The following is a 24,589-nucleotide window of genomic DNA, read 5'->3' on the forward strand; positions in this document are numbered from 1 at the left end:
CCCCCTGCGCCCCTTGACCAGAGCAGAAACACCCTTGCCCCAAGCCTCCTCAACCCTTAACTGTAGCGCATGAAAACGCCGCTGATTGATCCCTTCGCCCGCCCGATTTCTTACCTGCGCGTCTCCGTGACAGACCGTTGCGATTTCCGCTGTGTCTACTGCATGTCCGAAAACATGACGTTTTTGCCCAAAAAGGAGCTGCTCACCCTTGAGGAGCTTGACCGCATGTGCAGCACATTTATCGGCCTTGGCGTTGAAAAACTGCGCATTACGGGCGGCGAGCCGCTCGTGCGCAAAGGCATTATGACGTTCTTTCACGCAATGACCCGTCACCTTGAGAGCGGCACACTCAAAGAGCTGACCCTTACAACCAACGGCTCCCAGCTTGAACGCTACGCTGATGAACTCTACTCAGCAGGCGTGCGCCGCATCAATATATCGCTTGATACGCTGGATGAACAAAAGTTCGCAGATATCACCCGCTGGGGCCGCCTGCCCCAAGTTCTAAAAGGCATCGAGGCCGCCAAAAAGGCAGGCCTGCGCGTCAAGATCAACACGGTTGCGCTCAAAGGCTTCAACGAAGACGAACTTTTCACGCTCACCGAGTGGTGCAAGCGCGAGGAGATGGACCTCACTTTCATCGAAGTCATGCCCATGGGCGACATCGGCAATGAGGACCGCCTTGATCAGTACTGGCCCCTCAAAGACCTGCGCACAACCTTGGCAGAGCGTTACACCCTGACAGACCTTGCCCATCGCACAGGCGGCCCCGCCCGCTATGTGCGCCTCGAAGAAACAGGCCAACAAATCGGCTTCATCACCCCGCTGACGCATAACTTCTGTGAAAGCTGCAACCGCGTAAGGCTCACCTGCACAGGAGAGCTCTTTATGTGCCTTGGCCAAGAAGACAACGCAGACCTGCGCGTACCCCTGCGCCTGCACCCAGACAGTGATGCGCCTCTTGAAGAGGCAATTCGCGCCGCCATCAAGCTCAAGCCGAAGGGCCATGACTTTGACTACGAGCGCCAAAGCGTCGGCGGCAAAATGACCCGCCACATGAGCCACACTGGCGGCTGAGCGTGGCAACGCCCCTGCTCCCCGCTGCCTATTTCGCTGCCACAAGCACCGCTCCGTGGCTTCTCCTTCGCGCGGCCCGCGCCGCACATTTACGCCAAAATGCCCCCATGGCACGCCTGCCCGAGCGCTTTGGCGAGGCCACTCAGCAACGGCCCAAAGGCAAGCTGATCTGGCTTCACGCCGCCTCTGTTGGCGAGGTCCAATCTGCCGCCGCACTCGCCCCCTATTTGGCTGCGCATGCGACACTCCTTGTCACCACAAGCACGCAGACAGGCGCCGAGCGCGCCGCACAAGTGCTTCCAGAGGGCTCCATCCATCAGTTTCAGCCCGTTGATACTGCCCGCGCCGTCAGCAGCTTTCTCAGCCATTGGCAGCCCGATCTTGCGCTCTTTGTCGAAGGTGATCTCTGGCCGCGTATGTGCCGCAATCTCGCACGCCGCGGCACACCGGCCGCCCTACTCAATGCCCGCGCCTCCAAAAGCCGCGCCCGCTTTCCCCGAAGCTATGGCTATATGCTCACGCCGTTCCGCCTGATCACATGCCAGACCGAGGCCGTGCGCGCGGGGCTTATGGCTCTTGGCCTGCCCAGCGACCGCCTGAGGTGTCTTGGGGACCTCAAGGCAGATCTGCCCGCCGCCAGCATCCCAGAAAGCGCGCTAGAAGCCTTTCAAACCGCCGCCAAGGGACGGCCCGTCTGGGCCGCCGTTTCCACACACCCAGCCGATGAGGCCCATGTCCTCGCCGCACACCGCGCCTTGCTGACCAATGCGCCCGATGCGCTCCTCCTCTGGCTGCCGCGCCACCCTGCCCGCGCCGAGGCCATCCGCGCCTCAGCAGATGGCCTCGGCCTGAGCCAGCGCAGTCAAGGCGAAGCGCCGACAGAAAAAACACAAATCCTGCTCGCTGATACTCTCGGAGAAGCGGGCGCCGCATTTGCCACTGCCTCCACAGTCTTTCTGGGCGGCGGCTTTGGCCGTGAAGGCGGCCACAACCCGTATGAGCCAGCCAAAGCTGGCGCCTTCGTGCTTTCAGGTCCAAAAGTAAACAACTTCAGCGCCGCATATGCGCGGCTCGCCGTTGATGGCTTTACAGAGCTCGTTGCAGACACAGCCACGCTCACAGAAGCGCTCAGCTCCCGCCTCTCAAAGCCGCATCAGCCCCCTTGGCAAGGCAGCGAGACAAACGCCGCTATCGCAACCATAGACGCGCTCGCGGCCTACTTGCCCTGAGCGCGCGCGATAAAGTCAATCGCCGCCACGTCTTCGACTTCATCCGCTTCAATCTCGGCCACAATCCGCATCACCCTCTGTGCGTGCTGCTGGAGCGCGACAGATGCTATAAGGCAAGCTTGACGTTTGGCCTGCAAGTCTCTGTTTGAACGTGTATAGTAGTGATTAAGTTGCAAGAATTCAGCCGAGTAAAACCCAGCCTTTTCGCGTGCAGAATGCGCCGCACGCACGCCCGCATCATTCACGCCCTCACCCTTGCCATCAATCTCCATACCGTGCACGCGCACTCCCGTCACACGGCTAGGATCAACAATACACTTCCAGTTCAGAGCATGCCGCGCGCCCTCGGTCGTGCGCATCCTGCGGGTATAGTTCGCAACAATCCCGCCCTCAGGCGGCGCCTCATGTCCGCCGCGGCCAAACATCTGCCAAGGCAAGGAGACATGGGCCGCCTCTGCGACACGCTCAAGCGCGGCCTCAATACTCGCCTCCGCCTTCGGGACAATAAACTCGTCCACATCCACAAAAGCCATCCAGCGAAATTCAGCGCCATAATTGGCCAGCGCATGGGCAAAAGCGAGCACCTGATTGTGAATTTCCGCACCGCTGCGCCCGTCGCGCAAGCTCTGCGCCCAAGGCACAATCGTCAGCGCCTCCGCTGGCACAGTGTCCCGCAAAATCGAGACAGTTTCATCTGTTGAGCCGTTGTCATAGACGATAAAATGCGACACCCCCGCCAAGAGGTGAAACCGCGCCCACTCTTCAATATAGCGCGCCTCGTTCTTCACAATAATCGGAATCGCCACGCCGCGGCGCTCAGGGTTCGCCTTAGGAGGTGAAACCGCCAGTTTACTGATCGGTCTGGCCTTGAAAAATCTCATGTCGCACGTCCTCTGGCTCTGATCCGCTGTATCTGCTCTGGCTCCAAAAGCCGCCCTTGGTCAAAACTCACATAATAATCCCGCGCAAGCCATGTCAGCAGCCGCGCGCGCAAATCTGCATCAAACGACAGCTCTGCCGCCTGTGAACAGAGCGCGCCAAGCGCTACAGCACTGTCCGCTCGCACCACAGCGCCCTCAATATCGTAAAGCGCCTCCCCGGTGATCACGACGGGCTTGTCCCAGAACATCGCCTGTAAACCCATTGAGGAGTTGATCGTAATCACCCCTGCACTCGCCGCAATCTGGGCAAAACTGTCTGTCGCATTGTCCAGAATGATCCGCGCACCAGAAGCAATCAGCGCATTGGTCGCATCGGTCACCGCAACTTTGGCTGAGGGGTGCTCCTTGAGCCGCAAGTGCCAACCCTCGGGCAAATGCCTCGAGGCCTCCGCAAGCGCTGCAATAAAGCCCTGAAGCCCGCCACACCAGCCTGCAAACAACGTCATCTGGCTGTCGTCAGGCACTTGCAGCGGCACAAACAAAAAGCGCGCGCCATCAAAGTCGGCCTTGCCCTGCCCGACATCCGCCCGCCGTGGCGCACGCGCCTGAAAGCCAGCCTTGAGCTCGGCCAAAAGCGCCATATCCGCGGTCACATCCTCATAAAACGTGGCCTGCTTTGGCACAGAGCCTTCAGCATTCACCCCCTGCGCATCCAGCGTGCGCCGCAGAGGCAAAGGGGCGAGTTCGGCATACAGCAACTCCACTCCTGCGTCTTTCGCACCCTCCATAAAGGCGCGCCGCGTGCCTGTGAGCCCTTGCCAACAGAGCGCTGCAGCCTCGGGCCGCGCCTCAAAGTAACGCCGCGCCCAGTTGTAACGCCCTTTCAGAAACAAAAGCTTGAGCCAACGCCCGAAAGCCCCCTTGGGCTGCTTCTTCGCCCGCGCCAGACAGGCCCGTGCCCGTGCCTCTGTTTCAGGGTAGCCCCGCCATGACATCGGCCAGGTCTTCAGGCGCACACCCTTGCCAAATTCAGCCGAAACAGCCTCAAAAAACGCCATCTTCTCGGCATGAGGCTCGGCCAGATAAGCAAGGAAGGGCGTAGTTTTCATGCGCCCTTCCTAGTCCTGCGATAGCTCGCGTGCAAGTCTCAGGCCGCCTTCAGCTGGCCATTGGCATCCGTTGCTCGGCGATTTCCGCCCAATAGCTGCAGCCTGTTGGAATAGCGTCATCGTTGAAGTCATACTTTGTGTTGTGGACCATAGCGGTATCGCCATTGCCCATCAAAATATATGCGCCAGGGCGTTCCTCGAGCATAAAGGCAAAATCCTCGCCCCCCATCACAAGCGGCGCCTCGTCACATCCGCCCGAAACGCTCGTCGCAACTTGCCGCAAGAAATCCGTCTGCGCCTCATGATTGTCCATGACAGGGTAATTGCGCTGATAGTTGACCTCAACTGTGCCGCCGAATGTCGCTGCAACACCGTTGCAAATCTCTCCAATGCGCTGTTCTGCCAAATCTCGCATCTCAGCGCTCATAGTGCGCACCGTGCCCTTGAGCGTCACACCACCGGGAATCACGTTAAACGCCTTGGAGCTTGTCTCAAACGAGGTCACCGAGACGACAATATTCTCCACAGGGTCCGCATTTCGGCTCGCCACGGTCTGGAGCGTCATAACAGCCTGCGCCGCCATCACTGTTGTGTCCACAGTCTCATGCGGCTTGGCGCCGTGCCCGCCACGCCCCGTAAACTCGACAGTAAACACATCCGTCGCCGCAAAAAACGGCCCTGAGCGGATCGAAAACGCGCCCACAGGTTTACCAGGCCAGTTGTGCATCCCATAGACTTCCTGAATGCCAAAGCGCTCCATCATCCCGTCGTCGCACATCTCCTTGCCGCCGCCGCCGCCTTCTTCCGCCGGTTGGAAAATAACAACAACCGTGCCGTCAAAATTGCGCGTTTCACTGAGGTACTTGGCCGCGCCCAAAAGCATCGCCGTGTGCCCGTCATGCCCGCAAGCGTGCATCGCACCAGGCGTCTTGCTCGCGTAAGGCAGCCCCGTTTCCTCTGGCATCGGCAGCGCATCCATATCCGCGCGCATCCCGATCACCTTGCCAGAGGTGTCCGTGCGCCCCTTGATCACACCAACAACACCAGTACGGCCTATCCCCGTGACGATCTCGTCACAGCCAAACTCCTTAAGCTTTTCAGCTACAATCGCGCTGGTGCGATGCGTTTCAAACAGAATTTCTGGATGTTCGTGCAAATCGCGCCGCCACGCGGTGATCTCGTCATGCAACTCGGCAAATCGGTTTTTTACAGCCATGGTCGTTCTCCTTTATCAATCCGCAAGCGGCATACGGTTCTCCGCCAATTCAGCAAAGAAGCTCGCGCCCACAGGCAGGATGTCGTCGTTAAAGTTATAAAGCGGATTGTGCAGATCGGCGCTGTCGCCGTTGCCAATAAAGACATAGGCTCCAGGCCGCGCCAAAAGCATCTCCGAGAAGTCCTCAGCAGGCATCACAGGATCAATCTCAAGCGGCGCCTTGCCCGTCACAGCCAATGCAGCCTCTGCCGCATGGGTCACCGCCTCAGGCGCGTTCATCGTCGGCGGCACACCCACAAAATAGGTCAGCTCAGCGCGCGCCCCGTAAGCCGCCGCTGTCTGCGTCACAAGCGCCTGCATCCGTTCACGGATCACACCCTGCACCTCCGGGTGCAGATAGCGCGTCGTGCCCTTGAGAAGAACCTCGTCAGGAATCACATTGTATGTGTCCGTGTCGCTCTTCATTCCGCAGACCGAAACAATTGCCGCCTTGAGCGGATCCACATTGCGAGAGACAACCGATTGTAAAGCAATAATAATATGGCTGGCCACAAGGCTGGTATCCACCGCGATATGCGGCATCGCCCCATGCCCGCCCTTGCCGCGCACTCGGACTTCAAAGGAATCCGCCGCCGCCATTTGTGGGCCTTCGCGCATCGCAAACTGTCCCGCCTCGATCCCGGGCCAATTGTGCATTCCGTAAATCTCGTCAATCTCAAAGCGCTCCATCAGCCCGTCTTTGAGCATGGCGCGCGCCCCGCCTCCGCCCTCTTCAGCGGGCTGAAACACAAGCACAACCGTGCCGTCAAAGTTGCGTGTCTCGGCCAAATACTGCGCTGCTCCCAAGAGCATGGAGGTATGCCCATCATGACCACAGGCATGCATCGTACCCGCTGTTTCGGAAGCATACTCAAGCCCTGTCGCTTCGGTGATCGGCAGAGCATCCATATCCGCTCGAAAGCCGATCGCACGCCCGCTGGCCTGCCCGCGCCCACGGATCACCGCGACAACGCCAGTCTTACCAAAGCCCTCAACGACCTCGTCACAGCCAAAGCCTTTGAGCCTCTCGGCCACAAGCCCCGCCGTGCGTGTCTCTTCAAATCTCAGCTCGGGGTGGGCGTGAAAATCCCGCCGCCACGCCGTAATCTCTCCGCTCAAATCTGAAAATCTGTTTTTGATCGGCATCACGCCTCTCCCTTTGTGCAGCCCTTAAACGTCGGGTCCAAGCTCAAGCTTGGCATAGCTGTCAAACCGCGCAAGGCGAAAACGCGTGAGGTCATGTCCGACGTCACGTCCCACCATCATGTCCGCCATGATCCGCCCGAAAGCAGGCCCGATCCCGAACCCATGGCCACACATCCCCGTGCAAATGCTCAGCCCCTCAATCGGCGCATGATCCACGATCGGCACAACATCAGGCATCGTATCAATCATACCCGCCCAGCGTCTCGCCACCTTGGGCCGCCCCACGTTCGGGAAGCGCGCCGCAAATTTATCAAGCATCCTGTCGAGCGCTTTGTCACTCGGCTGAGGCTCAAGCACGCGCATCCGCTCAAACGGCGTCTCCTGGTCAAGGCGCCACCGCCGCTTGGTAAACAAGCCGTCTGGCCAGTCCTTCGGCGCCGGCGGACGGTAACTCATGCCAAAATCCCCACCAACAATCAGCTGGCGGTAATGCGGCACATGGCGCAGCGCATCAGGCCCCACCCAAAGATGATTGACCCCGAGCGAGGCCATCGTATAGCCGCCATCCTTGCGGCGACGAAATGACATCGCATCCTCCCCCGCAGCACCCTCAAAAAAAGACGGCATCGGTGCTGTCGCCAAGACATTGGAACGTACAGACAGCTGCGGAATGCTCACCCCTTCACGGCGCAAAAAGAGCGAAGACCACGAGCCCGCCGCCACGAGCACAAGCCTCGTTTTGACCTCTCCAGCCTCGGTAACGACGCCGCTCACAGCGCCGCCCGCGCGCAGCAACCCGCGCACAGCACAGCCCTCGCGGATCGTGGCCCCCGCAAGCACTGCCGCCCTCGCGATCGCAGGCACAGCCTCAGAGGGCTCCGCCACCATATCATCGGGCGTGTGCATAGCCCCGCCCCATGGATTGATTGCATCAGGCAGCATCGCCGCAACCTGTGCAGCACCAAGCATTTTGGTCCCCGCAGCGGCCCCGAACTCGCGCGCCCAGACCTCATATTTTGCAAGCTGCTCTTCGTTCTTGGGCAAAAACGTGACGCCCGCGCGCCTCAGCCCAAAGTCGTCTTTACAGACCTTGGCCAGCTCTTCCCAGCGTTCTTGTGCCTCAATAACAATAGGAAGCTCGGCATAGTCTCGCCCCGTCTTGCGGATCCAGCCCCAGTTGCGCCCGCTCTGCTCGGCAGCCACACGGCCCTTTTCCAACACCAAAGCCTTCAAGCCCTGCTTCGCCAGATAATAGGCCGCGCAAATCCCGATGACGCCGCCACCAATAATGACCGCATCCGCCTCAGCAGGCAAAGCGCCCACATGCTCGGGCGCGTTTTGCAGGCCAAAAGGGATCCCCCGCATCACGCAGCAAGCTCCTCAAGCAGCCGCTCCATAAAGCGCTGCCCCGCTTCAAACTCGGCAATCGTAATGTACTCGTCAGGCTGATGCGCCTGCTCGATGCTGCCCGGCCCGCAGATCACAGCCGAGTATCCAGCCTCCTGAAATTGCCCCGCTTCTGTCCCGTAGCTCACCACATGGCTGGCGTTGTCCCCCGTTAGGCGGCGCACAAAGTTTTCGGCCACGCCATGTTCCTCGGGCTTCAGCCCGGGCACATCAAAAAAACCGCTGAGGTCAATGCGCGCCTCAGGGTGAATGGCCTGCATCTCAGCCTCGACCTCACGAGCGCGCGCCGTATACCGCTCCACCCAATCCTGCTTGTTTTCGCTCGGAACAACCCGAAACCCCATGATAAACTTGCAATCTTTAGCGGTGATATTGTTCGCCGTGCCGCCCTCGATCGTACCCACATGCGCATTGGTCCAGGGCGGATCAAACATCGCCGCAAGCGCATCAGGCGTGGCCACCATGTTTTGCGCATTGACCTCATTGGCCCACTCCAGAAGCTTTGCGGCCTCCATCACCGCGCTCACACCACGGTGCATGATCGAGCTATGAACCTCAAACCCGACAACATGTGTCGCCACACCCACGCCGCCCTTGTGGCCGTTCACACATTTCATCAAAGACGGCTCCCCGATGATGGCAAGTTCAGCCTTTGGCAAAACGCCCTGCATCGCCTCAATCATCGCAGGCGCACCGGTGCAACCAACCTCCTCATCATAACTGAGAGCAATCTGCAAAGGTCGCGTCACGCCGCGTCGCTTGGCCTCCACCAGCGCCCAAATCGCAAGCGCATCAAAGCCTTTCATGTCGCAGGTCCCGCGCCCGAAATACTTCCCGTCCCGCTCCGTCACCGTGAACGGATCAGAGTTCCAGGGCTGCCCATCCACAGGCACAACATCAGTATGCCCCGAGAGCACCACTCCGCCCTCGATCTCAGGACCAACATGAGCAAACAGCGCACAATGCGTCCGTGCCTCATCGCGCCAGTGCCGGTGGCTCACAATGCCATGCGCCGCCAGATAGCTCTCAACCCAATCAATCAAATCAGTGTTCGGATCACGACTCACCGTGGGAAAGCTGATCAACTTCTCCATCAGCTCATAAGGCGTCATAATGGTCATAGTCATCTCCTTAAAGCGCGTCCTGAAACGCTCCCAAGCCCCCTCCTTTTTCTTTCCAGAAATATCCCGGGGGTGTGGGGGCTGGCCCCCACCTGTTACGGGGGTCTGGGGGCAGAGCCCCCACCGGATCGCCTGCGTCAGCAGCCGAAACCGCTCTCTTAATAGCCACTGTCCGTGGTCAGAATATAATGCCCCGCGCCAATCTCGCGATACTCCGACGGCGCCGCCTCATAGCCCACGGGATGGATCGGGGATGGGATGGGCTTGAAGTTCAGCTCGCGCTCGTCCTTGCGGTTGCGCGGGTCGGCAATCGGAACCGCCTTCATCAGAGCTTGTGTATAAGGATGCTGCGGGTTCTCAAAAATTGCCGCGCGCGGCCCCATTTCTACAATACGGCCCAGATACATCACGCCCACATCATGGCTCACCCGCTCCACCACAGCCATATCATGGCTGATAAAGAGATAGGACAGGTCCAATTCTGCCTGCAATTCCATCATCAGGTTCAAAACCTGAGCTTGCACCGAAACATCCAGAGCACTCACGGCTTCATCCGCAACGATCAATTTGGGATTGAGCGCCAAAGCGCGCGCAATCGCGACGCGCTGGCGCTGTCCACCAGAAAGTTCGTGCGGAAAGCGCCGCAAGAAAGAGCGCGGCAGCTCAACACGGTCAAACAGCGCCGCAATCCTGTCCTGAAGCTCCTGCCCCTTGGCAACACCATAGTTCTGCAAAGGCTCAGCCACTTGGCTCATCAAGTTCATCTGCGGGTTAAGGCTCGCAAACGGATCTTGAAAAATCATCTGCATATCAAGCCGTGCGGCGCGCAGATCATTGCTGCCGAGCGCCATGATATCCTTGCGATCAAGATGCACTTCGCCCGATTGCGGCTCCACGAGCCTCAAAAGCGAGCGCCCCGCCGTGGATTTGCCGCAGCCGCTCTCGCCCACAAGACTCAGCGTGCGCCCCTTGTTGATCGTAAAGGAAATATCCTCAACCGCATGCACATTGGCGACAGTACGGCGAAAGAAGCCCCCCTTCACAGGGAAGCGCGTGGTCAGATGCTTTACCTCCAGCAAAACCTCATCACTGCCTTTGATCGGGTCTAGATTCTGGTCAGTCTTGCCCAAAAGCTTCATTGGTTCGGGATAGGCCTTACCGCGCATCTCCCCAAGCTTGGGCACCGCCGCCAACAGCGCCTTGGTGTAATTGTGCTGTGGGCGCTCGAAAATATCCTCTACTGCGCCCTCCTCAACCTTCTTGCCACGAAACATCACAACAACACGGTCCGCCATCTGCGCGACAACTGCCATGTCGTGAGTGATAAACATGACAGCCGTACCGGTTTCGCGCTTGAGCCGGTCCATCAGCGCAAGGATCTCGGCCTGTATCGTCACATCAAGGGCCGTCGTCGGCTCATCCGCGATCAGCAAACGCGGCTCGCAGGCCAGCGCCATAGCAATCACAACCCGCTGGCGCATCCCGCCTGAAAGTTCGTGCGGATATTGGGTCAGCCGCCGCTCGGGCTCAGGGATACGCACCTGCTTGAGCAAATCCAGCGCACGGGCCTCGGCCTCGGCTTTGTTGAGGCACTTGTGCATCCGCAGCCCCTCAGTCAGCTGGCGGCCCACGGTAAAGACAGGGTTCAGCGCCGTCATCGGCTCCTGAAAGATCATCCCGATCTCGTTTCCCCGAATCGTGCGCATCAGGCTCTGGTCTGTTTTGGCGAGATCAATCTCCTCACCGTTGCCCCGATTAAACAGCAGACGCCCCCCTGCTATATCGCCGCCACCGTACTCAATCAGCCGCATCAGCGAGAGTGACGAGACAGACTTGCCCGAGCCCGATTCCCCAACAATACAAACGGTTTCACTAGGTCGTATCTCGAACGAAACATCCTCGACCCCAACAACAGGGCCGTCTTTTGTTTGAAACTCGACACGCAGGTTTTCAATGGTCGCAAGGGGGTGATCAAGCATCAGAGAGCCATTCCTTCAAAGCAGATTGCCCCACGCTACAGAGGGGAACGGCTAACTGTCAAACACTGCAAGCTGCGCGCGCCGTGTTCCGTGAGGTTCGCATCACGCGCCACTCAAAGGGCTTGCATTTTTGCGAATCTCTGTGTCGTATGATCCCCATTGCGGGGGAAAGTCAGGCCAACTGACTGATGTCTGGTTTCCGGATCGCCCCGCCCCGACGAAACCGCAAAACATGCGGACAAGCTCAGACGAGGCGCAAGTTTCGTCCAACATGGAGTAAAAAATGAAAGTCAAAACCCTTCTGCTCGGTGCAGCGGCAGCGTTTGTTATGGCCCCGGCGGCCATGGCCGAGCGTGGCTCTGACGGCCAAGTTAACGTGATCTACTGGCAAGCGCCTTCGATCATGAACCCTTACCTTTCAGGCGGCACAAAAGATGTCGAAGCTGCCTCACTCGTGATCGAACCCCTCGCCCGCTACGACGAAACTGGCGCCCTTGTGCCTTTCGTTGCCGCAGAAGTGCCCACAGTGGCCAATGGCGGTGTGAGCGAAGACCTCACAACAATCACATGGAAAATCCGCCCAGGCATCCTCTGGTCAGATGGTACGCCAGTCACATCAAACGACGCCAAATTCACGGCAGAATACTGCATGAACCCCGAAGGCGGCTGTGCCCAAGCGGCATTCTTTGACGGTGTGAAAAGCATTGAAACGCCTGATGATATGACCGTTGTCATCACATTCAACGAGCCCAAGCCAAACCCATATGGCCCGCTCGTTGGCGGACAGTCACCTATCATCCAAGCGGCACAGTTTGCTGATTGTACAGGTGCCAAAGCGCCCGAGTGCACAGAAGCCAACTTCAACCCGATCGGCACAGGCGCTTTCGTCGTTGACGAATTCAAGCCAAACGACGTTATCACTCTGTCGGCCAACCCGAACTACCGTGAAGCCGACAAACCGAAGTTTGCCAAAATGGTTCTCAAAGGCGGTGGTGATGCAGTTGCCTCGGCCCGTGCCGTTTTTGAAACGGGTGAAATGGACTACGCATGGAACCTTCAGCTCGCGCCCGACGTGATCTCAAAGTTCGAAGAAGGCGGCAAAGGCAAAGCGATTACAGGTTTCGGCCCACTCGTTGAACGCCTTGAAATGAACATGACAGACCCATCGCCCGACCTTCCAGAAGGCGAGCGCTCGACTGTAATGCACCCACACCCAATCCTCTCAGACATCCGCGTGCGGGAAGCGCTTTCGATTTCGATCGACCGCGATCTGCTCGTAGAAGTCGGCTATGGCCAAGCGGGTAAGCCCACGTGTGATCTCGTTCCATCGCCTGCAAACTACGCGTCGATGAACGACTTCTGCCGCACGCAGGACATGGACCGCGCCAAGGCTCTGCTTGAAGAAGCTGGCTGGACAGACACAGACGGCGACGGCGTGCGTGACAAAGACGGCAAAAAACTCTCGCTGCTCTATCAAACATCAACCAATGCTGTGCGTCAGGACTTCCAAGCTCTGATCAAACAGTGGTGGGAAGAAATCGGTGTTGAAACAGAGCTGCGCAACCTTGATGCCTCTGTCTTCTTCGGTGGCGACCCCGGTTCGCCCGACACGTTCCAGAAGTTCTACGCAGACGTAGAAATGTATGCCAACACCTTCAACGGCACAGACCCGCAGCAGTATCTTGCGGCCTACCGTTGTGGCGGCGAGCCCAAGCCATCAAGCCAGTGGCAGGGTGAAAACATCAACCGCTTCTGTGATCCAGCCTACGACGCTCTGATCGACGAACTCGGCCGCACAGGCGACATCGCCAAGCGCGGTGAGATCGCCAAGAAGATGAACGACATGCTGACAAAAGACAGCCACACCATCGTGGGTCTTGTTCACCGTGGTCGCGTCTCTGGTCAATCCAACACGCTGGGCGGCCACGTCCTCAACGTGTGGGACTCAGAGCTCTGGGATGCCGCTGAGTGGTATCGCATCGACTGATAAGCCTTGTGCTTTTGGGGCGTCCTGCTTTCGCGGGGCGCCCAATCTGACAGCCCCGCATCATCCGACCTTAACAGACCTATAAACCAAGGCCCCGCTTCATGCTGACCTATACGATCCGCCGGCTTATTCTCTCCGTTCCGGTGCTTTTGTTTATCGCTCTGATTATTTTCCTGCTTCTGCAGCTCGCCCCTGGCGATCCGATGGCGCAGGTGCCCCTCACAGTGCCTCCCGAAGTCAAACAGAAGATGCGCGAAGCGCTCGGCCTCGGTGCGCCTTGGTATGTCCAGTTCTGGAAATGGCTGGTGCAGATGTTCTGGATTGAGCCGATGGTGTTTATCGACTGGCTCACAAACCACAGCTCACTCCTCGGCTGGCTCCCCAACACCGACTTCTACACCCCTTGTGGCCCCGCTGTAGACGGCCCGTGCGATCTGCGCGTCATCAGCTGGCAGACCCGTTCACCCGTAATGGACATCATCATCCAGCGGATGCCACAGACGCTCTGGGTCGTCGGCCTTGCCTATGTGGTCGCGTTCTTCATCGCCATTCCGATCGGCATCTACTCGGCCTACAAACAATACTCCGCCTTCGATCAAGCGGGCACATTCATCACGATGATTGGCTTTTCCGTCCCCCCCTTCTTCACAGGACCGCTTCTGATTGTAATTTTCTCGGTCTATCTCGGCTGGTTCCCCTCGATCTATGACACCACCCATGTGGTCAATGATTGGGACAGCTTCGTGGTACAGCTCAAGCAAATGATCATGCCGGTCATGGTCCTCGCCCTCCAGGTCACAGCCCAGATCAGCCGCTTCATGCGCGCCTCCATGCTCGACAACCTCAAGCAAGACTATGTGCGCACCGCCCGCGCCAAGGGCCTGCCAGAGCGTGTCGTGCTGCTCGTCCATGTGCTGCGCAACTCGATGATCGCCGTGGTGACAGTGGTCGCCCTCGCCATTCCCGGAATCTTCGGTGGTTCGATCATCACGGAACGCGTCTTCAAAGTAAACGGCATCGGCGACGCTCTCATCGGCGCGCTCTTTGCCTCCGATATGCCAATGGTGATGACACTCACCTTTATCTTCGCCTTTCTGATTGTCATGGCGAATATCATCGCCGATGTGCTCTACGGCGTGCTTGATCCAAGGATCCGTTATGACTGACGAAATTCAAGCCATCGAGGCGCTCCAAGACAACGAACCCTTAAAACCGCATCGCTCCCAATGGGGAGAGGTCTGGCTGCAATTCCGCCAACACAAGGGCGCGATGGTTGGCGGCAGCTTTCTTATGCTGATCACAATTGCGGTGATCTTTGGCTCGCTGGTCTGGACCGTAGACCCGGGCAAGCTCGACATCCGCGCCAAAGACTATCGTCCGATCTATACGGCCCTCTGGGATTCAGATGCCAAGACAGGCTGGAAACACCCCTTCGGCACAGACCAGCTCGGTCGCGACGGCCTCGCCAATATGCTGGCTGGCGGGCGTACTTCTATGGCCGTGGGCTGGGCCGCTATGCTGCTCTCGCTGTTTCTTGGCGCAATGATCGGCGTACTTGCGGGCTACTTCAAAAAGCTCGATGGCCCGCTCATGCGGATGACAGATCTCTTTCTCTCTCTGCCGATCCTGCCTTTGCTTCTGGTCGCGGTCACGCTTTTCCGACAGCCGCTCAGAGCGAACTTTGGCCCAGAGGGTGGCATGTTTATCCTGATTGTCGGCGTCATTGGTATCACCTCGTGGATGCACACCGCGCGGATCGTGCGCGGCGATGTTTTGGCGCTCAAAGAGCGTGAGTTCGTCCTCGCAGCCCGCTCCGCAGGCACGACCTCACCCGGCATCATCATGCGCCACCTTCTGCCAAACGTCGTCTCGCCCATCGTGGTGTCTGCCACCTTCGGCCTCGCCACAGCGATCATCACAGAAAGCTCGCTCAGCTTCCTCGGCGTCGGCTTCCCGTCCGACTTCCCGACATGGGGCAAAATGCTCGCGGACTCGGTCTCACGCATGACCGAATTCCCTGAGCGCGTCATTCTGCCAGGAATCGCAATCTCACTCACAGTGCTGGCTGTGAACTTCCTCGGCGATGGCCTGCGCGACGCGCTCGACCCGCGCATCAGGGGCCGCTGACCCGCCTCAGAACCGATATCTCAAAATAAAAACGCGCGTCCCTCATCTGGGCGCGCGTTTGGTCTTTTGTTCCACAGCACCCAGAGGCCCAGAACAACGCCCTAAAGGCCGCTGGCACTGAGAACACCTGTCTGCGCGCGCGCCGCCCTTGGCCGGCCCCTCCCCTTGTTTCAAACCCCAACCCCTGCCAACTGGACAGCAACAGCCCTCACATTGCGGAGCACACCCATGTTTGAATCCTTTGGTTTTGAAACTCTCACCCCCGTCACAGCCAGCCTCTATCTGGCCCTTGCCCTCGGCGTTGCCTTCGGCGTGCTGGCCGAGATCACCCGCTTTTGCCTGCGCCGCGCCCTCGTAAGTGCTGACCCATCCGAGCGCCGTTCTGCGGGTGGCGTCTGGCTCATGGCGCTCGCAGCAGCCCTTATCGGTACACAAGCCAGCGTCGCCGCAGGGCTCATCAACTTTGACGGCCACAGACTGCTGGCCTCAGATCTGCCCGTCCTCGCGATTATTCTTGGCGGTCTTGCCTTTGGCGCAGGCATGGTGCTCACCCGCGGCTGTGCCTCACGTCTCGCCGTGCTCTCGGGCTCAGGCAACCTGCGCGCTGCCTTCGTGCTCGTGCTCTTCGCGATTGCGGCTCATGCAGCGCTCAAAGGCGTATTTGCGCCGCTCTCCTCAAGCCTTGCCAGTGTAACACTCCCTTTAGGTGAGGTGACATCCCTCGCAGCCCTTCCCGGCGGCGCCCTGCCCTATACAGCTGTGCTGGCGCTCGGCTTCCTCGCCTTCGCCCTGAGCTCCGGCGCAAGCAAGCTCAACCTTGCCCTCGCAGCGCTCATCGGCCTGATCGTACCCGCCGCATGGGTCGGTACAGGGTATGTCCTCTTTGATGAGTTTGACCCGATCATGGCCGAAAGCCTCAGCCTTACCAGCCCCGCCACAGCCACCCTTTTCTGGGGCATCGCCAGCACTTCGATCACACCGGGCTTCGGCGCCGGCCTCGTCGGGGGTATCCTCGCAGGCGCCGCAGCCTCTTCGCTCATCTTTGGGCGCTTCGCATGGCAGAGCTTTGAAAGCCCCGCCCAAACAGGCCGCTATGCGCTTGGCGCTCTGCTCATGGGTCTTGGCGGCGTGCTCGCAGGTGGCTGCACCCTGGGCGCAGGCCTCTCGGGTATCCCGACACTCGGCTTCGCAGCCTTCCTCGCACTTGCGGCGATCATCGCAGGCGCGAAAATCACGGGCCGTGTCCTTAATGAAAGCGGTTCCGGATACGGCGCACAGCCATCCACACAAGCCCTACAACCGGCAGAGTAACCAACGCACTCAGCATCCCTTTGTCAACGCCAGCCAAGGCCTTGGCAAAGGGATAAGCCGCGTAAGTCACCAAATTCACGGCATAATAACTGATAGCGACCACCGAGAGTCCCTCCACAGTCTGCTGCAACCTAAGCTGCAAATCAGCCCGCTTGTTCATGCTCTCCAAAAGCGCCGAATTCTGCGCGCTCCGCTCCACTTCAACTCGCGTTCTGAGCAGCTCCCCCGCCCGCATCGCCCGATCAGCCATCTTGCTCAAGCGCGCCCGCGTCGCAGCCACAGTGCGCATCGCAGGATCATAGCGGCGCATCATAAACTCGCCAAAGGTCTGGCGCCCCTCAAAACGGGACTCACGCAAAACCGAAATCCGCTCATGTACCAACGCTTCGTAAGCCTCTGTCGCTCCAAAACGGAAAGACGAGGTCGCAGACAGCGCCTCAAGCTCGGCTGAAACACTCAAGAGCGCATCCAGCGTGGCCTCTGCAGCTGTTTCCGAGAGCGTCATATCCTCCATCAAGCCAGAAAGCTGCGCATCAAACTTTGCCAAAGGCCCGCTCAGGCTACGCACCCGTGCAAACCCGAGCATGGAGAGGGTCTTATAGGTCTCTATCTCGCACAGCCGCTGAACAATCCGCCCCGTGCGCTGCGGCCCTGTCCCCTCGTTCACAAACACCGCAAAGCGCATATGCCCTGCTGGATCGATGTGGAAATCTCCCGCAATCACAGCAGCACCGTCCAAAACGTATGACACTGCCACACTCTCAGGCACAAACCACTCCGCCACGGCCTCCTTGATCGTCGCAACAACAGGGCTTGGCCCCACCCTGACCAAAGCGCTCGTGACCCGCTCCATGCCAGAGGCTGCAAGCCAGTCATCGGGGAAAATGTTAAAGTCTGCCGCATCAAACGCGCGGTCAGATACTCCCGTGAAAAACGCGGTATAGGTTACAAACTCGGTGTGGCTCTCCCACTTCAGGGTATGGCGGCCAATCTGCCCCGAATAATGCGTGGCATGAGGCGCGGGATGCGCCGCTCCGTAGCGGTCAAGCAAGGCACAGAGATGCGCAAGGTCAGCAGCGCGGTTCCGCCCTGCCGCGTCTGTCTTGGGGCGCAGAGCCACAAAAACAGCAGTGGCCGAAGTCGTAATACTCGGAAATGGGCGCGCATGAAGCTCGTTGGCCAGCTCGTATCGAAGCGGATGGTCTTGCAAAGCCGTCATAGCGCGCTCTCCTGTGTTCGGGGCACCCTAACGCGCTCGGCGCACATGTAAATACGCAATTTGTCGCAAAATCAATAAGTTAGCGGAATACATTTGTATACAGAAACGAAAAAGGGCGCCCCTAAGCAGGACGCCCTTTCTGGTCAATCATCCGAAAGGATCAGTCAATCATCGGCAAAAGCTTATCAAGGCTCGCCTTCGCATCGCCATAAAACATCCGCGTGTTCTCTTTAAAGAACAACGGGTTCTCGATCCCCGAATAGCCCGTGCCCTGCCCGCGCTTGGAAACAAAAACCTGTTTCGCCTTCCAGCACTCGAGCACCGGCATACCAGCAATCGGGCTGTTCGGATCGTCCTGCGCTGCAGGGTTTACGATGTCGTTGGAGCCGATCACGATGGCCACGTCGGTTGACGGGAAGTCTTCGTTGATCTCATCCATTTCCATCACAATGTCATAAGGCACTTTGGCTTCGGCCAAGAGCACGTTCATATGCCCGGGCAAGCGCCCCGCAACAGGGTGAATAGCAAAGCGCACGTTCTTGCCCTTGGCACGCAGCTTGCGCACAAGATCCGCAACACCCGCCTGCGCCTGCGCAACAGCCATACCGTATCCAGGAATAATGATAACGCTGTCCGCCTCATTGAGCGCCGCCGCGACACCTTCTGCTTCAATCGCAATCTGCTCGCCTTCCACAGCCATCTGCTCGCCCTGTGGGCCACCAAAACCGCCGAGGATAACACTGACAAACGAACGGTTCATCGCCTTACACATGATGTAGCTCAGGATCGCACCTGATGAGCCAACAAGCGCACCCACAACAATCAAAAGATCATTTCCAAGGCTAAAGCCAATAGCCGCAGCCGCCCAGCCTGAGTAGGAGTTGAGCATTGACACAACCACAGGCATGTCCGCGCCGCCAATCCCCATGATCAGGTGATAGCCGATAAACAGCGCCGCCAGCGTCATGATAAAGAGCGGAAGGAAGCCACCCGTGTTGAAATACCAGATCAGCGTCAAGAGCGAGATACCCGCAGCAGCCGCATTGAGCATATGCCCGCCCGGTAGCTTTTCTGCCGCAGATGTCAGACGCCCCGCAAGCTTGCCATAGGCCACAACAGAGCCCGTGAATGTCACAGCCCCGATGAAGATCCCGAGGAAAAGCTCAACCCGCAGAATGGCAATCTCCACGCCATCTTTCTTCGCAAGAAGCGCGGCAAAGCCCTCGAGTGCTTTTTTGGCATTGTCGTCCATCGCCATAACACGGCCCAGCTCGATGTGCGCGTTGAAGCCCACAAAAACAGCTGCCAAGCCAACAAGCGAGTGCATCGCTGCGACAAGCTCTGGCATCTGTGTCATCTGCACTTTGGTTGCAAGTTGATAGCCGATAAGCCCGCCCGCCCCGATCAGAACAAGCGACAAAAGCCAAAGGCCAGAGCCCGGTCCAATCAGCGTGGCAAACACAGCCAAAGCCATGCCCGCAATACCATACCAAACCGCACGCTTAGCACTTTCCTGCCCCGAAAGGCCGCCCAGCGAGAGGATAAACAAGACTGCGGCAACTACATAAGCCGCTGTGGTGAAACCATAATCCATTGATCAAGCCTCCCTTAAGATTTCTGGAACATGGCAAGCATGCGCCGTGTGACGAGGAAGCCCCCGAAGATATTGATCCCTGCCATAAAGACAGACAGTGCCGACAAGAGGATCACAAGGAAAGAGCCTGAACCGATCTGCATCAGCGCGCCCAAAATGATGATCGAGCTGATCGCATTGGTCACAGCCATGAGCGGCGTGTGCAACGAATGCGCAACCCCCCAGATCACTTGGAAGCCGACAAAAACAGCCAGAACAAACACGATGAAGTGCTGCATGAAGCTCGCGGGTGCAACAAGCCCAACACCGAGCAGAAGCACAGCCCCAACGGCCAGAAGCGTCACTTGGTTCTTGGTCTGCTGCTTGAACGCGGCCACTTCTGCGGCGCGTTTTTCCTCAGGCGTCAGCTCCTTCACTTCCACCTTGGGCTTGGCCGCAATCGCAGCCACCTTTGGGGGCGGCGGCGGGAAGGTGATTTCCCCCTCATGGGTCACAGTCGCACCACGGATAACGTCGTCTTCCATATTGTGGTTGATCTGCCCGTCCTTCTCAGGCGTCAGATCGGTCATCATATGGCGAATGTTTGTCGCATAGAGGTTTGACGCTTGCGTCGCCATGCGGCTCGGGAAGTCGGTGTAGCCGATAATTGTCACGCCATTCTCGGTCACGATCTTCTCGTCCATGACAGTGAGTTTGCAGTTGCCACCCTTCTCGGCAGCAAGGTCCACAATCACAGAACCAGGCTTCATCGCCTTGACCATATCTTCGGTCCAAAGCTCGGGTGCCTCACGGTTCGGAATAAGGGCCGTGGTGATCACGATATCAACTTCAGGTGCCAGCTCGCGGAATTTCGCAAGCTGCGCTTCGCGGAACTCGGGGCTTGAAACAGCCGCATAGCCGCCTGTCGCCGCGCCATCCTGTTGGTCTTCCTCAAAGTCGAGATAGACAAACTGCGCGCCCATTGATTCGACTTGTTCCGCCACTTCAGGGCGCACATCAAACGCATAGGTGATCGCGCCAAGCGAGGTTGAAGTGCCGATGGCCGCGAGGCCCGCAACACCCGCGCCCACAACCAGAACTTTCGCAGGTGGAACTTTGCCCGCCGCCGTAATCTGGCCTGTAAAGAAGCGGCCAAAGTTGTTACCCGCTTCAATAACGGCGCGGTAACCCGCAATATTGGCCATAGAACTGAGCGCATCCATTTTTTGCGCACGGCTGATCCGTGGCACCATTTCCATCGCAATAACATTCGCGCCCTTGGTCTTGGCGGCGGTCATGCCCGCCTCGTTCACCGCAGGGTTAAAGAATGAAATCAGGGTCTTGCCCGCCTTGAGGTACTTCAGCTCCTCGGCTTCAGGCTGGCGCACCTTGGCGATGATATCCGCGTCTTTCCAAAGGGCGGCAGCGGTTTTTTTCACGCTCACGCCGGCGGCCTTATAGTCCGCGTCCGAATAGCCAGCGCCAGCGCCCGCGCCCGTTTCGATCATGCACTCATATCCGAGCTTTTGCAGGTCAAGTGCCGAGGCAGGCGTCATGGCAACCCGCGCCTCGCCTGCAAACACTTCCTTTGGCGTTCCAATTATCACGTTAGCGTCCCCTCTAGTTTCTCTTCAGTTTCGGCAATATCGGCCGAGAAATATTATTGCGCCGAAAGTCTCATCGACCTTTGTAAAAGTTCGCAGCGAAGTCAATGCCGCATTGCGGCATTATCCGCAGTTTCTGTAAACCCCGCCCTCAAAGCCAACGGCGCGTCTCCTTTTCATAGGCGTGAAACGCCTGACCGAAAGCCTGCCGGAGCTTATCTTCTTCGCCTTCGATAAACCGCCAGCTGATCAGCCACATGAACACAGGCACGAGCACAAGGCTAGGCAAAGCCCCCCAATAGAGCGCAAACCCCGCCAAAACGAGCGCATCTCCCAGATAAATCGGGTTGCGGCTCAGACTAAAAACACCCCCCGTCACTAGTTGGGAGGCGTCATGGCGCGGAATGATTGTTGTTTTGGCACGATACATCTGCACAATAGTCGCCACCATAAGCGCCGCCCCCGTCCCGATCAACGCAAAGCCGAACCGCTCGGTCGGCAGCACCCCACCCACGGGCAGAAGCACAGACTGCCCCCACGCAAGCGCGATAAAGCCAACAAGCCAAACAGGCGGGAGATCAACCCATTGCATCACGGTTTATACGCCGCCGTTTCCTGCCAGCCAGTATACCCCGACTGCAAAACAACCACATTTTCATGCCCCAAGAGCCGCGTCGCAAATGTCGCCTGCGCACTGAGCGTGCCCGTGTTGCAATAGAAAATCACCATGCCCGTCTCAGGCAACTCTCCAAGACGCGCAGGAACCTCACGCCACTCGATGTTGACAGCCCCCTCGATATGACCCGCTGCAAACTGCTCCGCATCGCGCGTGTCGACAAAAACCGCCGCCGCAAACACATCCGCATCAATTTGCTGGGGAAGGATGATGCCCTGCTCGTAAGTGGCAAAATCCATATACCCCTGCACAGCCTCGGCCACAGCGTCCTGATCCGCAAAAGCTGGCGCAGCCACCACAGACAGCGCCAAAAGTGCAGCTTTAAAGCTCATTCCCATTCCATTTCCTCAAAGACACGGCCCGCATTCTTCGTGGCAAGCTCTTCAAATGTGTCCAGATGCTCCCATCGGGTCTGGTCCACATAATAAGCGCCACCAAGGTCACCGCCGTCTTCAATATGCGCGCCGATCTTCTCGCGCAGATCCTTCAGGTAATCAACCGTGCCACGCGTCACCACAGCCAGATTGGTCGGATGCCCATGACCCGGAATCACATAGGTCGGCGCGAGCGGGATAAACTTCTCTTCAAACGTTTCAATCCAACATTTGGAGCAGGTATCGGCAAACAAAGGCGGCATCCGCTCGTGAAAGGCAATATCCCCCGCAATCATCATGCTCCACTCAGGTATCCAGACCTGCGTATCGCCCGGCCCATGGGCCGGACCGAGATGTAATATCTCAAATTTGACGCCACCAAGCTCATAATCGTAGCGGTCCGAAAAGCTCAGGTTCGCTGCGACAGTTCGCGTGCCCTCGGCCTTGTCACGGTTGTAGCGCTTCATCCCCTCAAGGATAAAATGCCCGTTCTCCTCAACCTCGTGAATCGCATCTTCATGGGCGAGAATATCAACACCCTGATCCGCCCAGTAGGAATTGCCGAGAAAGGCATGGCCTTGTCCATTTTCGTTGATCACAAGTTTGACAGGCAAATCAGTCACCGCTTTGATCTCATCATGCAGCGCCGCCGCCAGCCGCGCCGAGGCGCCACCATTGACAACGACAACACCCTCAGACGTCACAACAAAGCTCAAGTTGTTGTTATGACCCGAGTTTTCATAAGTCGGCGGGGCCGTCGCGCCAATCGCTGTAAAAACATGAGGGATAAATTCAACAGGCTTGGCGTATAGCTCGCTCTGTGGATACTGATCTGTAATATCTTCGCTCGCAGCCACTGCGCCCGCAATCATCGCGGCCAAAGCACCCGTCACGATCCGTCTTGAAATTCGTACCATGTTTACCCCTCCTCCTCGGTTCGGCGCAGCATACACATTCATGAGAGTGAATGTCTAACGCATTTCTAATGCCTATCTGCCTTGCCCTCCGCGCAACACCACGTAAGGTGTGCCATCCCAATACCATGCCTCCGCGCCAAAGGACATATCATGACTGACTTCGCCGCCACCAAAGCCATGTTCCATATTCCCGACGGGATGATTTATCTGGATGGCAACTCGCTCGGCCCCCTGCCCAAGGCAGCGCCTGCGCGCGTGGCCAAAGCCATGACAGAAGAATGGGGAGAAATGCTCATCACAGGCTGGAACAAGGCAGGCTGGATGGCCAAAGCCACCGAAGTCGGCGACCGCGTGGCAAAGCTCATCGGCGCCGAGGCTGGCCATGTCGTCATGGGCGATACGCTCTCCATCAAGGTCTATCAGGCACTTGCCTCCGCCCTTGAGCTGCGCCCAGAACGCCGCGTGATCCTCTCAGACAGCGGCAACTTCCCCTCTGATCTCTACATGGCCGAAGGCCTCATCAAATCTCTCGGCCAAGGCCACGAACTGCGCATCGTCGCGCCTGAAGAGGTTGAGGAAAACATCACCGAGGACGTCGCCGTAACCCTGATCACTGAGGTCGACTACCGCACAGGCCGCCTGCATGACATGAAAGCCCTCACCGCCAAAGCGCATAGCGTCGGCGCGCTCACAATCTGGGATCTCGCCCATACCGCAGGCGCAACAGACGTGAAACTGTCAGAATGCAAAGCCGACTTTGCCGTTGGCTGCACCTATAAATACCTCAACGGCGGCCCTGGCGCGCCAGCCTTTATATATGTTGCGCCACGCCACGCCGAAAAGGTGCGCCCTGCCCTCTCGGGCTGGCTCGGCCATGAAGCGCCCTTCGCCTTTGATTTGAGCTACCGCGCAGGCGCAGGCATCGAGCGGATGCGTGTCGGCACACCACCGATCCTTGCTCTGGCGAGCCTTGAGGCTGCCCTCGACGCTTGGGAGACCGTGGATATGCGTGATCTGCGCACCCGCTCCCAAGAGCTGACGCACCTCTTTTTGGAAGAGGTTGAGAGGCGCTGCCCAATGCTCACGCTCGCCTCGCCGCGCGATGCTGCGGCGCGTGGCAGCCAGATTTCCTTCAGTTTCGAACACGGCTACGCCGCCATGCAAGCCCTGATCGCGCGTGGCGTCATCGGCGACTTCCGCGCGCCTAACGTCATGCGCTTTGGCTTTACGCCTCTCTTCATCGACAAGGCCGATGTTCTGCGCGCCTGTGATGTGATCGAAGAGGTGATGACGGGCAAGCTGTGGGACAAACCTGAGTACCACGCCCGCGCGGCTGTCACTTGATATCGAATTTTGCTTCGCAAAATCCGACCAGCTGGGGGCTTCGCCCCCAGACCCCCAGGATATTTCTGGAAAGAAAAAGGGGTTATACGGAGGAAAGCTTTGATTTAGAGGCCTTGTGCTCGGCCCAGTCGCGCACGGCTGCGCCAAAAGCCTCAAACAGCGGACGGGACACCGGATCATTCGCCGCGTTCCACTCGGGGTGCCATTGCACAGACAGGGTAAAGCCCTTGGCGTCTTTGATATAAATCGCCTC

The 24,589-nt window shown here is 58.4% G+C and carries 20 protein-coding genes and 1 pseudogene; 7 read left to right on the forward strand and 14 right to left on the reverse strand.

The features are described from left to right. Positions 1 to 69: 69 nt before the first annotated feature. Together moaA and P8O11_RS04035 are read left to right on the forward strand one after the other, a co-directional pair. Entirely contained in the window at positions 70 to 1,077 is a 1,008-nt protein-coding gene (gene moaA, locus P8O11_RS04030; protein WP_300291898.1) for a GTP 3',8-cyclase MoaA, read from the forward strand. A gap of 2 nt (positions 1,078 to 1,079) precedes the next feature. Beyond that, entirely contained in the window at positions 1,080 to 2,306 is a 1,227-nt protein-coding gene (locus P8O11_RS04035; protein WP_300291900.1) for a glycosyltransferase N-terminal domain-containing protein, read from the forward strand. Here P8O11_RS04035 and P8O11_RS04040 read toward each other — a convergent pair. The 7 genes from P8O11_RS04040 to P8O11_RS04070 form a co-directional block, all read right to left on the reverse strand. Continuing rightward, positions 2,294 to 3,187, reverse strand: coding sequence for a glycosyltransferase family 92 protein (locus P8O11_RS04040; protein ID WP_300291902.1), 894 nt, complete (start codon positions 3,185 to 3,187; stop codon positions 2,294 to 2,296). The genes P8O11_RS04035 and P8O11_RS04040 overlap by 13 nt on opposite strands. After that, positions 3,184 to 4,296: a capsular biosynthesis protein gene (locus tag P8O11_RS04045; RefSeq protein ID WP_300291904.1), complete on the reverse strand. Its 1,113-nt coding sequence runs from the start codon at positions 4,294 to 4,296 to the stop codon at positions 3,184 to 3,186. The genes P8O11_RS04040 and P8O11_RS04045 overlap by 4 nt, the downstream gene beginning before the upstream one ends. Before the next feature lie 49 nt (positions 4,297 to 4,345). Next, positions 4,346 to 5,512 (reverse strand): M20 aminoacylase family protein, encoded by a 1,167-nt coding sequence (locus P8O11_RS04050; RefSeq protein ID WP_300291907.1) that lies wholly within the window; start codon positions 5,510 to 5,512, stop codon positions 4,346 to 4,348. A gap of 15 nt (positions 5,513 to 5,527) precedes the next feature. Next, the gene (locus tag P8O11_RS04055) at positions 5,528 to 6,697 is read right to left on the reverse strand and encodes a M20 aminoacylase family protein (RefSeq protein WP_300291909.1); all 1,170 of its coding nucleotides are present in this window, start codon (positions 6,695 to 6,697) and stop codon (positions 5,528 to 5,530) included. Positions 6,698 to 6,721: 24 nt separating this feature from the next. Beyond that, positions 6,722 to 8,062: an FAD-binding oxidoreductase gene (locus tag P8O11_RS04060; protein ID WP_300291911.1), complete on the reverse strand. Its 1,341-nt coding sequence runs from the start codon at positions 8,060 to 8,062 to the stop codon at positions 6,722 to 6,724. Beyond that, positions 8,062 to 9,225, reverse strand: a complete 1,164-nt coding sequence (argE, locus tag P8O11_RS04065) for an acetylornithine deacetylase (protein WP_300291913.1) — start codon at positions 9,223 to 9,225, stop codon at positions 8,062 to 8,064. The genes P8O11_RS04060 and argE overlap by 1 nt, the downstream gene beginning before the upstream one ends. Before the next feature lie 158 nt (positions 9,226 to 9,383). Beyond that, the gene (locus P8O11_RS04070; protein ID WP_300291915.1) at positions 9,384 to 11,204 is read right to left on the reverse strand and encodes an ABC transporter ATP-binding protein; all 1,821 of its coding nucleotides are present in this window, start codon (positions 11,202 to 11,204) and stop codon (positions 9,384 to 9,386) included. Between the two features lie 283 nt (positions 11,205 to 11,487). Here P8O11_RS04070 and P8O11_RS04075 point away from each other — a divergent pair, with 283 nt between their 5' ends. From P8O11_RS04075 to P8O11_RS04090, 4 genes are all read left to right on the forward strand, one after another. Further along, entirely contained in the window at positions 11,488 to 13,191 is a 1,704-nt protein-coding gene (locus tag P8O11_RS04075; protein ID WP_300291917.1) for a peptide ABC transporter substrate-binding protein, read from the forward strand. A gap of 101 nt (positions 13,192 to 13,292) precedes the next feature. Beyond that, complete coding sequence (locus P8O11_RS04080; RefSeq protein ID WP_300291920.1) at positions 13,293 to 14,357, forward strand: ABC transporter permease; 1,065 nt, start codon at positions 13,293 to 13,295, stop codon at positions 14,355 to 14,357. Then, positions 14,350 to 15,318, forward strand: a complete 969-nt coding sequence (locus tag P8O11_RS04085; protein ID WP_300291922.1) for an ABC transporter permease — start codon at positions 14,350 to 14,352, stop codon at positions 15,316 to 15,318. Before P8O11_RS04080 ends, P8O11_RS04085 begins: the two co-directional genes overlap by 8 nt. 228 nt (positions 15,319 to 15,546) lie before the next feature. Next, positions 15,547 to 16,629, forward strand: coding sequence for a YeeE/YedE thiosulfate transporter family protein (locus tag P8O11_RS04090; RefSeq protein WP_300291924.1), 1,083 nt, complete (start codon positions 15,547 to 15,549; stop codon positions 16,627 to 16,629). Here P8O11_RS04090 and P8O11_RS04095 read toward each other — a convergent pair. The 6 genes from P8O11_RS04095 to P8O11_RS04120 form a co-directional block, all read right to left on the reverse strand. Continuing rightward, positions 16,565 to 17,848, reverse strand: coding sequence for a DUF3422 family protein (locus P8O11_RS04095; RefSeq protein WP_300291926.1), 1,284 nt, complete (start codon positions 17,846 to 17,848; stop codon positions 16,565 to 16,567). The two genes, P8O11_RS04090 and P8O11_RS04095, sit on opposite strands and share 65 nt — an antisense overlap. Before the next feature lie 160 nt (positions 17,849 to 18,008). Then, entirely contained in the window at positions 18,009 to 19,442 is a 1,434-nt protein-coding gene (locus tag P8O11_RS04100; protein WP_277017611.1) for an NAD(P)(+) transhydrogenase (Re/Si-specific) subunit beta, read from the reverse strand. Between the two features lie 14 nt (positions 19,443 to 19,456). Continuing rightward, complete coding sequence (locus P8O11_RS04105) at positions 19,457 to 21,028, reverse strand: Re/Si-specific NAD(P)(+) transhydrogenase subunit alpha (protein ID WP_300291932.1); 1,572 nt, start codon at positions 21,026 to 21,028, stop codon at positions 19,457 to 19,459. A gap of 148 nt (positions 21,029 to 21,176) precedes the next feature. Continuing rightward, positions 21,177 to 21,617, reverse strand: coding sequence for an isoprenylcysteine carboxylmethyltransferase family protein (locus P8O11_RS04110; RefSeq protein ID WP_300291938.1), 441 nt, complete (start codon positions 21,615 to 21,617; stop codon positions 21,177 to 21,179). Continuing rightward, complete coding sequence (locus P8O11_RS04115) at positions 21,617 to 22,033, reverse strand: rhodanese-like domain-containing protein (protein ID WP_300291934.1); 417 nt, start codon at positions 22,031 to 22,033, stop codon at positions 21,617 to 21,619. Before P8O11_RS04115 ends, P8O11_RS04110 begins: the two co-directional genes overlap by 1 nt. Then, entirely contained in the window at positions 22,030 to 22,947 is a 918-nt protein-coding gene (locus P8O11_RS04120) for an MBL fold metallo-hydrolase (protein WP_300291940.1), read from the reverse strand. The genes P8O11_RS04115 and P8O11_RS04120 overlap by 4 nt, the downstream gene beginning before the upstream one ends. 195 nt (positions 22,948 to 23,142) lie before the next feature. Between P8O11_RS04120 and kynU the strand changes: the two genes are divergently transcribed. Continuing rightward, entirely contained in the window at positions 23,143 to 24,336 is a 1,194-nt protein-coding gene (gene kynU / locus P8O11_RS04125; protein WP_300291936.1) for a kynureninase, read from the forward strand. Positions 24,337 to 24,418: 82 nt separating this feature from the next. Here the strand turns inward: kynU and P8O11_RS04130 are convergent. Further along, a pseudogene (locus tag P8O11_RS04130) lies at positions 24,419 to 24,589 on the reverse strand (gamma-glutamyl-gamma-aminobutyrate hydrolase family protein); the annotation flags it as partial.

This window comes from Lentibacter sp., from assembly GCF_029254145.1.
Classification (GTDB): domain Bacteria; phylum Pseudomonadota; class Alphaproteobacteria; order Rhodobacterales; family Rhodobacteraceae; genus Lentibacter.

Bases quoted from the DNA above. Each gene is read 5' to 3' on its own strand.
- moaA (WP_300291898.1), top strand. From the start codon at position 70: ATGAAAACGCCGCTGATTGATCCCTTCGCCCGCCCGATTTCTTACCTG.
- P8O11_RS04040 (WP_300291902.1), bottom strand. From the start codon at position 3,187: ATGAGATTTTTCAAGGCCAGACCGATCAGTAAACTGGCGGTTTCACCT.
- P8O11_RS04045 (WP_300291904.1), bottom strand. From the start codon at position 4,296: ATGAAAACTACGCCCTTCCTTGCTTATCTGGCCGAGCCTCATGCCGAG.
- P8O11_RS04050 (WP_300291907.1), bottom strand. From the start codon at position 5,512: ATGGCTGTAAAAAACCGATTTGCCGAGTTGCATGACGAGATCACCGCG.
- P8O11_RS04055 (WP_300291909.1), bottom strand. From the start codon at position 6,697: ATGCCGATCAAAAACAGATTTTCAGATTTGAGCGGAGAGATTACGGCG.
- P8O11_RS04060 (WP_300291911.1), bottom strand. From the start codon at position 8,062: ATGCGGGGGATCCCTTTTGGCCTGCAAAACGCGCCCGAGCATGTGGGC.
- argE (WP_300291913.1), bottom strand. From the start codon at position 9,225: ATGACCATTATGACGCCTTATGAGCTGATGGAGAAGTTGATCAGCTTT.
- P8O11_RS04070 (WP_300291915.1), bottom strand. From the start codon at position 11,204: ATGCTTGATCACCCCCTTGCGACCATTGAAAACCTGCGTGTCGAGTTT.
- P8O11_RS04075 (WP_300291917.1), top strand. From the start codon at position 11,488: ATGAAAGTCAAAACCCTTCTGCTCGGTGCAGCGGCAGCGTTTGTTATG.
- P8O11_RS04080 (WP_300291920.1), top strand. From the start codon at position 13,293: ATGCTGACCTATACGATCCGCCGGCTTATTCTCTCCGTTCCGGTGCTT.
- P8O11_RS04085 (WP_300291922.1), top strand. From the start codon at position 14,350: ATGACTGACGAAATTCAAGCCATCGAGGCGCTCCAAGACAACGAACCC.
- P8O11_RS04090 (WP_300291924.1), top strand. From the start codon at position 15,547: ATGTTTGAATCCTTTGGTTTTGAAACTCTCACCCCCGTCACAGCCAGC.
- P8O11_RS04095 (WP_300291926.1), bottom strand. From the start codon at position 17,848: ATGACGGCTTTGCAAGACCATCCGCTTCGATACGAGCTGGCCAACGAG.
- P8O11_RS04100 (WP_277017611.1), bottom strand. From the start codon at position 19,442: ATGGATTATGGTTTCACCACAGCGGCTTATGTAGTTGCCGCAGTCTTG.
- P8O11_RS04110 (WP_300291938.1), bottom strand. From the start codon at position 21,617: ATGCAATGGGTTGATCTCCCGCCTGTTTGGCTTGTTGGCTTTATCGCG.
- P8O11_RS04115 (WP_300291934.1), bottom strand. From the start codon at position 22,033: ATGAGCTTTAAAGCTGCACTTTTGGCGCTGTCTGTGGTGGCTGCGCCA.
- P8O11_RS04120 (WP_300291940.1), bottom strand. From the start codon at position 22,947: ATGATTGCGGGCGCAGTGGCTGCGAGCGAAGATATTACAGATCAGTAT.
- kynU (WP_300291936.1), top strand. From the start codon at position 23,143: ATGACTGACTTCGCCGCCACCAAAGCCATGTTCCATATTCCCGACGGG.